The following is a 14310-nucleotide window of genomic DNA, read 5'->3' as shown; positions in this document are numbered from 1 at the left end:
TCACCCGCCTTCGCGGGTGATGACATTTGTGATGGGACGAAAAGGACCTACACCCCCTCGAACTGCAACCTTGCCAAGCGCGCGTAGAGGCCATTCGCGGCAACCAGCTCGGCATGGGTGCCCTGCTCGACGATCCTGCCGTGCTCCATCACCAGGATGCGGTCGCAGGACAGGACGGTCGCAAGGCGGTGCGCGATGACCAGCGTGGTGCGGTGGCGCATCAGCTCTTCCAGCGCGGTCTGCACCAGCGTCTCGCTTTCGGCGTCGAGCGCGGAGGTCGCTTCATCGAGCAGCAAGAGCGGCGCATCGCGCAGGATCGCGCGGGCGATCGCGATGCGCTGGCGCTGGCCGCCCGACAGCGTCACGCCGCGCTCGCCGAGCTGAGCCTCGAAGCCGCCAGGCAGGCGGCGCAGGAACTCGGTGGCATGCGCGAGGTCTGCGGCGCGCTCGACCTCGGCATCCGACGCATCGGGCCGGCCGAAGCGGATGTTCTCACGCGCGGACGTTGCGAACACCACGGTATCCTGCGGCACCAGCGCCATGCGCGAGCGCACCGCGTTCGGATCGGCCTGCCGGATCGACACGCCGTCGAACGAGATCGTGCCGGAGGCGGGATCGTAAAAGCGCAGCAACAGATGGAACAGCGTGCTCTTGCCGGCGCCGGAGGGGCCGACGATCGCGACCTTTTCGCCTGATCGCACCGAGAACGAAACGCCGTCGACGGTCTTCACGGATGGCCGCGTCGGATAGGCAAAGCTGATGTTGTCGAATGCAACGTCGCCGCGGGCGGGCTCGGGCAGCGCACGCGGCATGGCCGGCGCCGTGATCTCCGGTTTGACGCGCAGGATCTCGAACAGCCGCTCGGCCGCACCGGAGGCCGCGGAAATTTCACCCCAGACCTCGCTTAGCTGGCCGAGGGCGCTCGCGGCAAAGGCAGTGTAGAGAATGAACTGGCTCAATCGGCCCGGCGTCATCGCGCCCGATAGCACGTCGTGCGAACCGACCCAGAGGATCACGACCACGCTGGAGAACACGATGAAGATGATGATCAGGGTCAGTACGGCGCGCGCCACCGTCGAGCTGCGTGCGGCCTCATAGGCCTGCTCGACCTCGCGGCCGAAGCGCGTGGCGGCGAGCCGCTCGCTGGTGAAGGCCTGCACGGTCCTGATGGCGCCGACCAGTTCGGAAGCATAGGCGCTGGCGTCCGCGAGCGTGTCCTGGGCATTGCGCGACAATCGCCGCACCCAGCGCCCGAACGCGACCAGCGGGATCACGATGATCGGGATCGCGAGCAGCACGAAGCCGGAAAGCTTTGGACTGGTGACCACCATCATCGCGGCGGCGCCGAGGAACAGCATCATGTTGCGGAGCGCGATCGACACGGAGGCGCCGACCGCCGACTTGATCTGGGTGGTATCGGCGGTGAGGCGCGACACCAGTTCACCGCTGCGCGCGGAATCGAAGAAAGAGGGCGACAGCGAGATCAGATGCGCGAACACGTCGCGCCGGAGATCGGCGACGATGCGCTCGCCGATGGTCATGACGAGGTAGTAGCGCGCCGCGCTGGCTCCGGCGAGCACCGCCACCACGGCGATCATCACGCTGAAATAGCTGTTGATCATCGCGATGCCTTCGGCCGAAAAGCCGAAGTCGATCATGCGGCGGATCGCAACCGGAACGATCAGCGTCGTGATCGCTGCAACGGTCAGGGAGATAAAGGCGAGGATGGCCCGTCCCCGATAGCGCGCGACATAGGGCGCGAGAGCGAGCAGCGGCTTCAGCCTGGCGCGACTCTTCCCTTGCGGTTCGGTCAATGTGGATTCGACCAGCGCCTCGCTCTCGAGCAGCGCGTCGCGGCGCGGCGACGTCGTGCTGGGCGGATGGTCAAGCTGTTCGGCTGCGCTCATCGGGACAAGGACCAGTTTTTATTTTTTCCAAATAGGCCCCGCGGCAGCCGCTGGCAAATCCGGAAGAGTCCTAATCCGGTAACCCCCGGTGGCTTGTTTTGCGGGTTTCCTTACGCTATAGAGCCGCCCAAATCCCGTATCTTTGGACCACTTGCGACGGGCGCCGGCGCCCCGAAGGAACTGCCATGAAAGCCGATATTCACCCGAATTATCATACGATTACGGTCGTGATGACCGACGGCACCGAGTACCAGACCCGCTCCACCTGGGGCAAGGAAGGCGACAAGCTGCAGCTCGACATCGACCCCAGGTCGCATCCAGCCTGGACCGGCGGCTCGCAGCAGATTCTCGATCGCGGCGGCCGCGTGTCGCGGTTCCAGAAGAAGTTTTCGGGCTTTTTGAAAAAGGAGTGAGCGCGCAAGGCTGCGCTTCCTTTTCCGCGTCCAGCGAACGCCCCTGCCAGTCAGGGGCGTTTTTTGTTTCCACCCGTCATTGCGAGCGCAGCGAAGCAATCCATGTCGCCACCCGCGGCGCTATGGACGCTTCGCTTCTCGCGACGACGTGGCGGCTTATCCGGCTCAGAATTACTGCTCGAACGCCGCCTTCAGGCGGTTGAGCTGCGGCACCAGCGGGTTGCCGATGGCGGCGCGATCGGCGGGCGGCGCGTGGATCGTGCTGTCGAGCCGGCGCACGCGCGCCTGCAGGCTCATCGAACGGGCGATCAGGTCCTGCAATTGTTGCGGCAGTTTCTCGATCAGTTCCGCCGAGCCCGGATCGGCCGCGGAGAGCTTGACCTTGGTCTTTTCCCGGTTGGCCTGGGTCAGCGTCATCTCGCCTTCCTTCACCGCGCGATGCAGCAGCAGCCAGGAGGCGAGCTGCATCAGGCGGGTGGTCAGGCGCATGCTTTCGGTTGCGTAAGTCAGGCTGACGGAGCGCTCCAGCGCCTTGGCCTGGTTGCGGCCGTCGCCATCGAGATAGGCGGCGGTCTCCTCGACCAGGTCCATGCCTTCGCGGAACAAGGTTCCGAACGCCGCAGAATTGGTCAGCCGCTCGCTGAACAGAACAAGCCCGGAATCGCTTTGCGACCGCTCCAGCATGGTTAACGCCCTCACGCCACTTTTAATCTTTGTTTGAGCATGATCTTTGTTTCCGGATCATGCCCCACCCGCCGGCAGCTTCGGCGCCAGCCTATGGTGAACAAATCATTGCGCTTGTGAGGCGAAGAGTCCAGCCGCAACGGAATTTATGGTTTCCGGCCGACGGACGGAAGCGACAAAATCCATGACAGGGCAAGCAAAAAAGAGCCGCCGTTTCCGGCGGCTTTGAAGTTGATAACAGGGAGGCGTCAAACAGAGTGGACAGGAGCCACTCGGTGTCCAAACGAGGACAATGCAGTCATAAACGAGAAAGCTTAATTGATCGTAAATGAGCGATTTTGTTTAGTGTTCGTTTGCCATATCGGCCATTGGCCTAGTTTGGGACAGGCGCGGTTAGCCCGCGTTGATGCGCGCAGATGCGGCGGCCCCGGATTGCGCGCTTCGCTCCATCCGGGCTACGGGTGCGAGAATAAGGCGCCGGCTTTCTCCACGGCGTCGTCCCAGCCTTCGCCGGGATGACGGCGGGGCGGTTATGATTTGAAGAAGCTGTTGGCGGCTTCCTTCGAGGCACGCTTCTTCGTCATCGCCTCGCGCAAGCGGTCGACTTCGGCCGAGAGCATCGCGATGCGGTCACCCAATTCCTCGACCGAGAGCAGCGACAGGTCCTGCCCGATCTCGTGCGAAATCTTCTTCCGCGGCCGGTCGTCATCTTCCATCGCCATGCGCGTTCTCCGTGATGTCACGATCCCGTTGCGGCGGTTGCCAGCGCCATCCGGGCTGGGTAATCAACATGCCGCACTCGGAATCCTCGCATTTCGCCAAGGAAAAACCATGGAAAAGCTGCCCGCGCAAATGACCGTCATCGGCATCAGCAAGCCCGGCGGGCCGGACGTATTGCTGCCGGAGACACGCCCGGTGCCGGTGCCGGGTCAGGGGGAAATCCTGGTCAAGGTGAAGGCGGCCGGCGTCAACCGGCCTGACGTGGCGCAGCGTTCCGGTTCCTATCCGCCGCCGCCGGGCGCGAGCGACCTGCCGGGCCTCGAAATATCAGGCGAAGTGGTGGCGGTCGGACCGGGAGCCACCAGGCACAAGGTCGGCGATACCGTGATGTCGCTGGTCGCCGGCGGCGGCTATGCGCAATATTGCATCGCACAGGATGCGCAGGCGATGACGGTGCCGCCGTCGCTGTCGATCGAGGAAGCCGGCGCGCTTCCCGAGACGCTGATGACGGTATGGCACAATGTGTTCGAACGCGGCGCCCTGAAAGAGGGCGAGACGCTGCTGATCCATGGCGGCTCCTCCGGCATCGGCACCATGGCGATCCAGCTTGCGAAAGCATTCGGCGCCAAGGTGATCGTCACCGTCGGCTCGCAGGACAAGGCGGAAGCCTGTCTCAAGCTCGGCGCCGATCGCGCGATCAACTACAAGACCGAGGATTTCGTTGCCGAGGTGAAGGCCTCAACCGATGGCGCCGGCGCCGATGTCATCCTCGACATGGTCGGCGGCGATTACATCGACCGCAATTACGACGCCGCCGCCGTCGAAGGGCGGGTCGTGCAGATCGCATTCCTGGCCGGGGCACCGAAAGCGAGCGCCAATTTCGCGAAATTGATGGTGAAGCGCCTGCACCACACCGGCTCGACGCTCCGCCCCCGTACTAATGCGGACAAGGCGGCGATGGTCGCGGCGATCGAGGACAAGGTGATGCCGCTGCTGCGCGAAGGGCGGATAAAACCGCTGATGGACAGCAGTTTCCCGCTGGAAAAGGCTGCCGACGCGCACCGACGGATGGAGACCAGCGCCCATATTGGCAAAATTGTGTTGGTGGTCTAACGCTTCCACCGTCGGCCGCGCCGGAAACCCTTTGATTTCCTTCGCTTTCGTGGCATTTATCCGGGAACGCCGGGGCGCTGGTTCGCCCGCATGAATCGTGAAAGCGCGGAGTACTGACATTGCGTCTGATCAGGTGGCTTGCGCCGCTTGCGCTGGCCCTCATGATGGTTGTCGGCGCGTCGCCGGCGCGCGCAGTTGACGCCGTCAGCGTCCGCAGCGACGCGCCCGCAATCGATCTCACTGCCGTCCTCGATCACCAGCGCAGCGACACCGACCGCATCCAGGTCTCGACCGCGCCCGGCACCGACGGCATCGTCCGCCGCATCGAAGTCCGCGCCCGCGAGGGCGGACAATATTGGGTGGTGTTCGCGCTCGCCAACAACACCGACGACCAACTCGACCGCCTGATCGTCGCGCCGCATTATCGCATCGTGTCGTCAGGCCTATTCTGGCCGGATCTCGGATTGTCGCGCATCGCCACCATCACGCCCTCGGTCGGCGACCGTCCCGAGCGGCAGGAGAGCCCGACCGCTGACGTCTTCCGCATCACGCTCGATCCGGGCGCGGTCGTCACCTATGTCGCGGAATTGCGTACCGACAAGCTGCCGCAGCTCTATCTCTGGGAGCCGGAGTCCTACAAGGACAAGGTCAACTCGTTCACGCTCTACCAGGGCATCGTGATCGGCATTTCCGGCCTGCTGGCGCTGGTGCTGACGATCCTGTTCGTGGTCAAGGGCAGCATCATGTTTCCGGCGGCCGCCGCGCTGGCCTGGGCGGTGCTGGTCTATATCGGCGTTGATTTCGGCTTCTGGGCCAAGGTGCTGGATATGTCGAACAACGCCGAGCGCGTCTGGCGCGCGGCCGGCGAGGCGATCCTGGCGGCAACGCTGCTCGTGTTCCTGTTCGCCTATCTCAATTTGAGCCGCTGGCATGTGCGCTATTCCCACATCACCATCGGCTGGCTGCTGTTCCTGGGATCGCTGGTGGCGTTGGCGCTGTTCGATCCGGCTGTCGCCTCCGGCATCGCCCGCATGTCGCTTGTGCTGATCGCCGTCGCCGGTTTCGCGCTGATCGTCTATCTCTCGACCCACGGCTTCGACCGCGCCGTGCTGTTGATCCCGACCTGGTTCCTGCTGGTGGTCTGGGTGGTCGCGGCCGGCATGACGGTGGCGGGCAGCGTCACCAACGACATTGTCGGTCCGGCGCTGCTCGGCGGCCTCGTGCTGATCGTGATGCTGATCGGCTTCACGGTGATGCAGCACGCCTTTGCCGGCGGCGGCGCCACCACCGGCGTCGTCTCCGATGTCGAGCGGCGCGCTTTGGCGCTGACTGGCTCGGGCGACCTGATCTGGGACTGGGACGTCTCCGCCGACAAGGTATTCACCAGCCCCGAGACCGAGGCCCTGCTGGGCCTGAAACGCGGCACGCTGGAAGGGCCGGCGGCGAAATGGCTGGAAGTGCTGCATCCGCTCGACCAGGACCGTTTCCGCGCCGCGCTCGACAGCGTGCTCGACCAGCGCCGCGGCCGCCTGGTGCAGGATTTCCGGCTGCGCACGCCGGACGGCCATTTCATGTGGTTCGCGCTGAAGGCCCGACCCGTCGTGGGCTCCGACGGCGAAGTCTCGCGCGTGGTCGGCACGCTCACCGACGTCACTGACATCAAGAATTCCGAAGAGCGGATGCTGCATGACTCGGTCCACGACAATCTGACCGGGCTGCCGAACCGCAAATTGTTCATGGACCGGCTCAGCGCGGTCGCCAATCTCGCAAAGACCGTGCCGACGCTGCGGCCGACGCTGATGGTGATCGACCTCGACCGCTTCAAGCAGGTCAACGATTCCGTCGGCATGGCGGTCGGCGATTCCATCCTGCTGACGCTGGCGCGACGCCTGACCCGCATTCTCAAACCGCAGGACACGCTGGCGCGCTTGGCCGGTGACCAGTTCGGCCTGATCCTGTTGTCCGAGCAGGATCCGGCGCGGATCACCGCCTTTGCCGAAACCATCCGCAAGACCATCCGCGCGCCGATCGCCTTCAACGACCGCGAGATCTTCCTGACCGCGTCGATCGGGCTGGCGCTCTCCGACCCGCAGACGCAGCTCACCGACGAGATCATCAAGGACGCCGAGCTTGCGATGTATCATTCCAAGCGCATCGGCGGCGACCGCATCGACGTCTACAAGCCGGCAATGCGTGCGCGCAAGACCGACCGGCTGACGCTGGAGAGCGAGCTGCGGCGCGCCATCGAGCGGCAGGAGATCACGATCCTGTTCCAGCCGATCGTGCGGCTCGAGGACCGCTCGATCGCCGGCTTCGAGGCGTTGGCACGCTGGGACCATCCGAAACTCGGGCGGATGTCGCCGTCCGAATTCATTTCGATCGCGGAGGAAATCGGCCTGATCGTCGATCTCGGCACGTTCGTGCTGGACCAGACCGCGCGGCAGCTTTCGATCTGGCAGCGCGCGATGCGCTCGCGCGAGCCGATCTTCGCTTCCGTCAACGTCTCCTCGCGGCAATTGCTGCGCCACGACCTGATCCACGACATCAGGACCGTGCTGTCGCGCTCCTCGGTGGCGCGTGGCACGCTGAAACTGGAATTGACGGAATCGCTGGTGATGGAGAATCCGGAGCACGCCGCGCAGATGCTGGCGCGCATCCGCGAGCTCGGCACCGGACTGTCACTGGACGATTTCGGCACCGGCCATTCCTCGCTGTCCTACCTGCAGCGCTTCCCGTTCGACACCATCAAGATCGACCAGTCCTTCGTCCGCACCACGAGCCGCGGCACCCGGCCCGTGATCCTGAAATCGATCATCGCGCTGGCCCATGACCTCGGCATGGACGTGGTGGCGGAAGGCGCGGAAACGGATTCGGATGCGGTCGAGCTCTACCAGCTCGGCTGCGAATATGCGCAAGGCTTCGCCTTCGGCGAACCGATGGATGCCGAGGCCGCGATGCGGCTGCTTACGGAAGAGCGGCTGGAAGCCGCGAGCTGAGCTTCCGACTTCGCCCAGCAACTGTCGTGCCGCGCGCAGGCGGGGCATCCAGTACGCCGCGGTTTCTCGCTATGGTGGTCTCTGGAATACTGGATCGCCCGGTCAAGCCGGGCGATGACGGAGCAAGCCCTGTTGTCATGCGCTCCCGCTTTCGTAGGAACGACGGGCGTTGCGCGGCAGGCGCTTGAACTTCACGCTGTTGCCATCCGCCTGGCGCGTGGCGACATAGCCGGCCTCGAGGCAGGCTTCGCGCTGCGGCATCCTTTCCTGCGGGCTGCGAAGCGAATCCCACCAGGAGGCGCGTTGCGCGGCGCGCGGCAGCGGCGCGTCGAGAATGGCCTCGATCTGCTCGAAGCTGAGCACGAGTTCGGGCAGCGTCTGCTTCTTCAGGTAATCCCGCAACGGGCCGTAATCGTTCACGTCAAGTCCCCTGAATTCACACCATTGCCGAAAATCGTCAGTCGAACCAACCAACCGTTAACCCATTCGCAGATCACTGTCGCCGCTTAAGGCGGCAACAATGTTTCCGGTGCATGAGGGGCCGCCCGGGACGAAACATGCCACACGAACGGCGACAACAAGCAAGGCGGCGCTGGCGGCTATCGACGAAGCTCCTGATCGCTTCCTCGGTCGCGACCGTGATCGGCTTTTCCGCCGTCTGCACCAGCGTCATGCTCGACATGCGCCGCGGCGAGGAAGAGCTGGCGCGGCAGATGCTGGAGAACCTCGGCGCCGGCATCGACGCCGACATCAGCCGCAACATCGAACTGTTCGACCTGTCGCTGCGTGCGGTCGCCGGCGCCATGGTGATGCCGGAGATCAAGCAGGTCAGCAAGGAGATCCGGCACCTGATCCTGTTCGATCATGCCGCCACCGCAAAGCACTTTGGCGCGATCCAGGTGTTCGACAGCACGGGGCAGTTGGTGGTCGATGCATCGACGCTCGATCCCCTGCCGGAGAACCGCAGCGACGAAGAGTATTTTTCCATCCATCGCGACCAGCCCTATACGGGCCTCTACATCTCAAAGCCGATGCTCCATCGCAGCGCCTACGCGATCGTGCTGAGCCGGCGCATCAGCGGCGAAGACGGCAGCTTTCTCGGTGTCGTCACAGGCTCGATCCGCTTCAGCTATTTCCACGAACTGTTCGGGCGGCTGACGCTTGCTCCCGGCGACACCATCACTGTGCTGCGTCGCGACCGCACCATCATCATGCGCACGCCGTTCGACCTCGATGTCATCGGCACCAATCTGGCGGAGCGGCGCAACTGGACTGCAGACAACCTGAAGAACAACGGCTCCTACTCCGGTGCCGGCCCGATCGACCAGACCCCGCGGCTCTATGTTCGCCGCAGCGGCAACGGTCCGCTGTTCACCGTGGTCGGAAGACCGCTGGAGGGCGTCTTCAGCCTGTGGCGCAAGGAAGCGATCCGGATCGGCGCCATCATGGCGGCACTGATCCTGTTCGTGCTCGGCACCACGCTGTTCCTGGCGCGCGAGATCGGCCGCCGCGCCGAAGCCGAGGAAAAGCTCGAAGAGCTCGCGACCACCGACGCCCTGACCGGTCTGCGAAACCGGCGCAAGTTCGACGCCGAAATCGACGCGGAATGGCGTCGCGCCGGCCGGCATGCGACGCCGCTCGCGCTGCTCATCATCGACGCCGACCATTTCAAGGCGTTCAACGACACCTATGGTCACCAGGCCGGCGACCAGGTGCTGGTCGGCATCGCCATCTGCATCTCGGATTCGGTCCGGCGGGCCGGCGATTGCACGGCGCGGCTGGGCGGCGAGGAATTCGCGGTGCTGCTGCCTGGCCATACCACAGTGGAAGCGTTCACCGTGGCGGAGACAATCCGCCGCAAGATCGAGCAATGGCGCGATCAGGAGACCATCACCACCGTCAGCATCGGGATCGCGAGCCTGACACCTCTGCCCGGCCAGAACTGGACCGATCTGGTGGAGGCCGCCGACAGGGCCCTCTATGCCGCCAAGGCCAATGGCCGCAATCAGAGCGTGGTCGCAAGCCTGCCGGGGCTGTCGCTGGTGGCGTAAGCCACCACAGCCGTCATGCCCCGCGAAGGCGGGGCATCCAGTACGCCGCGCTTTCGGAGATCAGTCGCAGGCTTCGCGGGATACTGGATCATCCGCCTGCGCGGATGATGACCGCGCGCCCTCACTTCTCCAGATACCTCTTCATCTCGGCGAGCAGGCCGTCGCGCAGTTCGGGGCGTCGCATGCCGTAGGCGAGGTTGGCGCGCAGGAATCCGGCCTTGGAACCGCAATCGTGCCGCTCGCCTTCGAACTCCACGCCATAGAATTTCTGCGTCTTGGCCAGGCCGATCATGGCGTCAGTGAGCTGGATCTCGCCGCCGGCGCCGCGCTCCTGCGTTTCCAGGATTGCGAAAATCTCCGGCTGCAGGATATAGCGCCCGGTGATCGAGAGGTTGGATGGCGCCGTGCCCTTCGGCGGCTTCTCCACCATGCTATTGATCTCGAACATCCTGGGATGGCTGTGGCGCGGCCCGACGCCGCAGATGCCGTATTGATGGGTGAGATGGTCGGGCACCTCCTCGACCGCGATCAGGTTCGACTTCTCACCGAGCTTGCCCGCGGCCTCGATCATCTGGGCGAGGCAGCCCGGCGTGTTCAGCACCAGCTCGTCCGGCAGCACTACCGCAAAGGGTTCGTTGCCGACGATCTCACGCGCGCACCATACCGCGTGACCAAGCCCGTGCGGCGCCTGCTGGCGGGTAAAGCTGACGGCACCCGCTTCCGGCTGGTTCTGCGCCAGAACGTCCATTTCGGCCTTCTTGCCACGCGCGACAAGCGTCGTGTCGAGTTCGAACATCCGGTCGAAATGATCCTCGATGATCGCCTTGTTGCGGCCGGTGACGAAGACGAAATGCTCGATCCCGGCCTCCTTTGCCTCGTCATACACGTATTGAATAAGCGGCTTGTCGACGATGGTCAGCATTTCCTTCGGCATTGCCTTGGTGGCGGGCAGGACGCGCGTGCCGAGACCGGCGACGGGAAAGACGGCTTTACGGATTTTCATGGGAATGTCGGGCGCCTTGAAATGTGTGAGACGGGTATCGCACCTTGCTATCTGGTTTGCAGCCGGGAACAAAGGCGGATGTGTGATGTCCGGTCGCTTTTGTCCTTGTGACAGATCAAAACAAAATCTCGCCTTTGTTAAGCTGTTGGAAACCGTCACAAGGCCTTCTGAACCAATCGTTGGAACGGGCAGATCGAGCCATGCGGCGGACGGGAACAGCAACCACGAGCCGAACCCGCGCGATGATAATCGCGGCGGTTCTGCTTGTTTCCAATCAGGCTTTCGCCCAATCCCAGGGTGGCCTTGCGGATCTGTTCGGCAACCTGTTCTCGGGATCGAACTCCTCGCCCCCGCCGGCGGCCGCTGCCGGCGACGGTTCGGCCCCGCCATGGAGCGGCGAGGATGGCGCTTCCGGCCATCCGCTGATGACCGCAGCGGCGATCCGGCAGGAGGCCGCCAATTTCGACAATTGTGTCGCCTCGATGTGGCCCGACGCGGCGCGGCGCAACGTCACACGCGAGAATTTCGAGCGCTTCACGGCCGGACTCACGCCCGACCTGCGCATCATGGATCTGTTGGACTCGCAGCCCGAATTCACCAAGGCGATCTGGGACTATCTCGACATCCTCGTGAATGACAACCGTCTGGCCAAGGGCCGCGAGATCCTCGCCAAATACAAGGCGCAATTCGACGCTGCGGAAAAAACCTATGGCGTGGACCGCTACGCGGTCGCGGCGATCTGGGGCATCGAATCCAATTATTCGACCCAGATGGGCGACCGCAGCGTGGTGCAATCGACCGCCACGCTCGCCTGCATCGGCCGCCGCCAGGCCTATTTCAAGGACGAATTCCTCTCGGCGCTCGAGATCCTCAATCGCGGCGATCTCCGCCCCGAGCAGCTTCGCGGCTCCTGGGCCGGCGCGTTCGGGCCGACGCAGTTCATGCCCACCGCCTTCAAGCGCTACGCCGTCGATGGTGACGGCGATGGACGGCGCGACGTCGTCGACGACCCCACCGACCTGATCGCCTCGACCGCCAACAACCTGAAAAAGGACGGCTGGCAGACCGGCCAGAGCTGGGGGTACGAAGTCGTCGTTCCCAAGGACTTCAACTACATGCTGGCGGACCGCGCCAAGCCGATGACGCTCGCGCAATGGCAGCAGCTCGGCCTCAAGCGCGCCAACAACCAGCCGTTCCCGCAACCCGCCACCAAAGCCTATCTGCTCGCACCCGCCGGCGCCGAAGGCCCCGGCTTTCTGATGCTGCAGAACTTTCGGGTGATCATGAAATACAACCCGGCCGAGGCCTATGCGCTGGCGATCGGCCATTTCGCCGACCGGTTGCGCGGGGGGCCGCCCTTCGTGCAACCCTGGCCGCGGCAGGAACGGGTGTTGTCGCGCGTCGAACGGCTGGAACTGCAGCAGCTCCTGGCCCAGCGCGGCTTCTATCGCGGCACGCCAGACGGCCAGATCGGCGGCCAGACCCGGGAGGCGCTGCGCAGCTTTCAGGCGTCGATTGGAACACCGGCCGACGGATTTGCCACCTCCGACATGCTGGAGCGCCTGCGGGCGCGCTAAATCCCCGAAAACGGCCCAAATACCGCTATTTGACCGCCACTCTCGACGACGGCGGCGGATGCCCGATCCATGCTGGAAAATATGCCCGCTTGCGGCCCGATTCCGCTAGTATGGCGTTGTCTTCAAAATCCATTTCGACCGAGCTTTGATGCCGAAGCCAAAATCCTTCCTGCGCGTGTTCACCGAGACCGGCCCCCTCGTCGCGCTCGCGGTGGCGATTGCGCTTCTGGTCGGGATCGCCGGTCCCGCCTCGGCGCAGTTCTTCGGCTTTCCAGGTTTCGGCGGCCCGCCGCAGCAGCAGCGGCCGGCGCCGCGCAGCAACGGCGGGTGGTTCGGCTCGGATTTCTTTACCCCCTTCCAACAGGCGCCGCCGCAACAGCAACAACAGCAGCAGCAGCGCCAGGATTTTTCGCGAGCACCGCCGCCGGCGAAGCGCGACACGGTGCCGGAGCGCAACGTGCTGGTGCTTGGCGATGCCATGGCGGACTGGCTCGCCTATGGCCTCGAGGACACCTATTCCGAACAGCCCGATATGGGCGTGATCCGCAAGCACAAGACCGTGTCCGGCCTGATCAAATACCAGCCCAAGGGCGAGCCCTCGGACTGGGCCGCTGCCGCGCGGGGCATCATCGCCACCGAGAAGGCGGATGCGATCGTGGTGATGCTCGGCCTCAACGACCGTGTCTCGATCCGCGAGCCCGTCGCGGAGAAGAAGGACGACAAGAAAACCGAGAAGAAGGACGACAAGAACGCCCATGCGAAGGACACCAAGCCTTCGGATGGCGCCGCCAAGCCGGACGACAAGCCGGTCGATACCGAGTTGGCGCCGGATGATGCCGCCGATGCGCCGCAGAGCGCAGCCTCCGAGCGGAGCGCGCGTTTGGCGAACGGCGTCTATGAATTCCGCGACGAACGCTGGGTCGAGCTCTACAACAAGAAGATCGACGAATTGATCGGCGTGCTGAAGAGCAAGGGCGTGCCCGTCTTGTGGGTCGGCTTGCCGGCGATCCGCGGCCAGAAGGGCACCTCGGACATGCTGTTCCTGGATGCGCTGTACCGGGAAGGCGCGGCCAAGGCCGGCATCACCTATGTCGATGTCTGGGACGGCTTCGTCGACGAGGCCGGTCGCTTCATGCAGAAGGGCCCGGATTTCGAGGGCCAGATCCGCCAGCTCCGCACCTCCGATGGCGTCTTCTTCACCAAGGCCGGCGCGCGCAAGCTGGCGCATTATGCGGAGCGCGAGGTGACGCGGCTGCTCGCACGCTCGACGCCGATCGCGCTGCCGAGCGAGCCGGCAACGCCTGACGCCAGCGCCCCGCCCGGCCAGCCAGCGCGGCCATTGGCCGGTCCGATCGTGCCGCTGGTCGCCTCCTCCGTCGGCACCGATCAGCTGCTCGGTGGGCCCGGCTCGCGTCCCGCCGCGGTCGATCCGCTCACGGCACGCACGCTGGTGAAGGGCGAAGCACTCGCGCCGCCCGCCGGCCGCGCTGACGATTTTGTCTGGCCGCGCCGCGAAATCGGTCGCGAGCAGGCCAAGGGCGAGACGCCGGTTGCCGCGACCACTCCCGAGGGGACCGGCGCAAGCGCGGGAGCTGGAACGGCACTGGCGCCGGCCGCCGCGGCCCCCGCCCAGCCGCCAAAGCCGGCACCGCAGAAGCGCCTGTTCCGGCCGACTCAGGCCAATCCGCCTGCCTCGACCTTTGGCGATTTCTTTGGTTCCGGACCGGCGCCGCGCCAGCAGATGGCGCCGCCGCCACGTCCGCCAGCGCCGATCGTGCCTCGTCCACCGGCGAATGTCGGACGCTCGGCCGAAGCGCCGTTCGGCAATTTCCTGAGATGGTGAAGG

General features: G+C 64.8%; 11 protein-coding genes. 6 read left to right on the top strand and 5 right to left on the bottom strand.

Translation table 11 applies throughout. The features are described 5' to 3' along the window. Positions 1 to 47: 47 nt before the first annotated feature. Complete coding sequence (locus tag I6F35_RS01990; RefSeq protein ID WP_225115952.1) at positions 48 to 1907, bottom strand: ABC transporter ATP-binding protein/permease; 1860 nt, start codon at positions 1905 to 1907, stop codon at positions 48 to 50. A gap of 185 nt (positions 1908 to 2092) precedes the next feature. On the opposite strand from I6F35_RS01990, the gene rpmE reads away from it, so the two are divergent. Continuing rightward, the gene (gene rpmE, locus I6F35_RS01985; RefSeq protein ID WP_225115951.1) at positions 2093 to 2320 is read left to right on the top strand and encodes a 50S ribosomal protein L31; all 228 of its coding nucleotides are present in this window, start codon (positions 2093 to 2095) and stop codon (positions 2318 to 2320) included. 171 nt (positions 2321 to 2491) lie between these two features. Here rpmE and I6F35_RS01980 read toward each other — a convergent pair whose 3' ends face one another. Both I6F35_RS01980 and I6F35_RS01975 read right to left on the bottom strand, forming a co-directional pair. Further along, on the bottom strand, positions 2492 to 3004 hold the full coding sequence (locus I6F35_RS01980) for a DUF1465 family protein (RefSeq protein WP_225115950.1): 513 nt from the start codon (positions 3002 to 3004) through the stop codon (positions 2492 to 2494). 530 nt (positions 3005 to 3534) lie between these two features. After that, the gene (locus I6F35_RS01975) at positions 3535 to 3726 is read right to left on the bottom strand and encodes a DUF1192 domain-containing protein (protein ID WP_225115949.1); all 192 of its coding nucleotides are present in this window, start codon (positions 3724 to 3726) and stop codon (positions 3535 to 3537) included. A gap of 109 nt (positions 3727 to 3835) precedes the next feature. Between I6F35_RS01975 and I6F35_RS01970 the strand changes: the two genes are divergently transcribed. Then, positions 3836 to 4837, top strand: coding sequence for an NAD(P)H-quinone oxidoreductase (locus I6F35_RS01970; protein ID WP_225115948.1), 1002 nt, complete (start codon positions 3836 to 3838; stop codon positions 4835 to 4837). 119 nt (positions 4838 to 4956) lie between these two features. Then, positions 4957 to 7833, top strand: coding sequence for an EAL domain-containing protein (locus I6F35_RS01965; protein WP_225115947.1), 2877 nt, complete (start codon positions 4957 to 4959; stop codon positions 7831 to 7833). 135 nt (positions 7834 to 7968) lie between these two features. On the opposite strand, the gene I6F35_RS01960 is transcribed toward I6F35_RS01965, so the two are convergent. After that, on the bottom strand, positions 7969 to 8253 hold the full coding sequence (locus tag I6F35_RS01960) for a hypothetical protein (protein ID WP_225115946.1): 285 nt from the start codon (positions 8251 to 8253) through the stop codon (positions 7969 to 7971). A 137-nt stretch (positions 8254 to 8390) separates the two neighbouring features. Here I6F35_RS01960 and I6F35_RS01955 point away from each other — a divergent pair, with 137 nt between their 5' ends. After that, the gene (locus tag I6F35_RS01955; RefSeq protein ID WP_225115945.1) at positions 8391 to 9884 is read left to right on the top strand and encodes a sensor domain-containing diguanylate cyclase; all 1494 of its coding nucleotides are present in this window, start codon (positions 8391 to 8393) and stop codon (positions 9882 to 9884) included. 121 nt (positions 9885 to 10005) lie between these two features. On the opposite strand, the gene I6F35_RS01950 is transcribed toward I6F35_RS01955, so the two are convergent. Next, the gene (locus I6F35_RS01950; protein WP_225115944.1) at positions 10006 to 10887 is read right to left on the bottom strand and encodes a UTP--glucose-1-phosphate uridylyltransferase; all 882 of its coding nucleotides are present in this window, start codon (positions 10885 to 10887) and stop codon (positions 10006 to 10008) included. 242 nt (positions 10888 to 11129) lie between these two features. Here I6F35_RS01950 and I6F35_RS01945 point away from each other — a divergent pair, with 242 nt between their 5' ends. After that, entirely contained in the window at positions 11130 to 12464 is a 1335-nt protein-coding gene (locus I6F35_RS01945) for a lytic murein transglycosylase (protein WP_225115943.1), read from the top strand. Positions 12465 to 12612: 148 nt separating this feature from the next. After that, a complete protein-coding gene (locus I6F35_RS01940) occupies positions 12613 to 14307 on the top strand; it encodes an SGNH family hydrolase (RefSeq protein WP_225115942.1) in 1695 nt (564 codons plus the stop codon). Positions 14308 to 14310 lie beyond the last annotated feature (3 nt).

The sequence above is a fragment of the Bradyrhizobium sp. BRP22 genome (genome assembly GCF_020194175.1).
Taxonomy (GTDB): domain Bacteria; phylum Pseudomonadota; class Alphaproteobacteria; order Rhizobiales; family Xanthobacteraceae; genus Bradyrhizobium.
The sequence above is the reverse complement of the archived record's forward strand: the minus strand, read 5'-3'. Positions and strand labels throughout refer to the sequence as shown.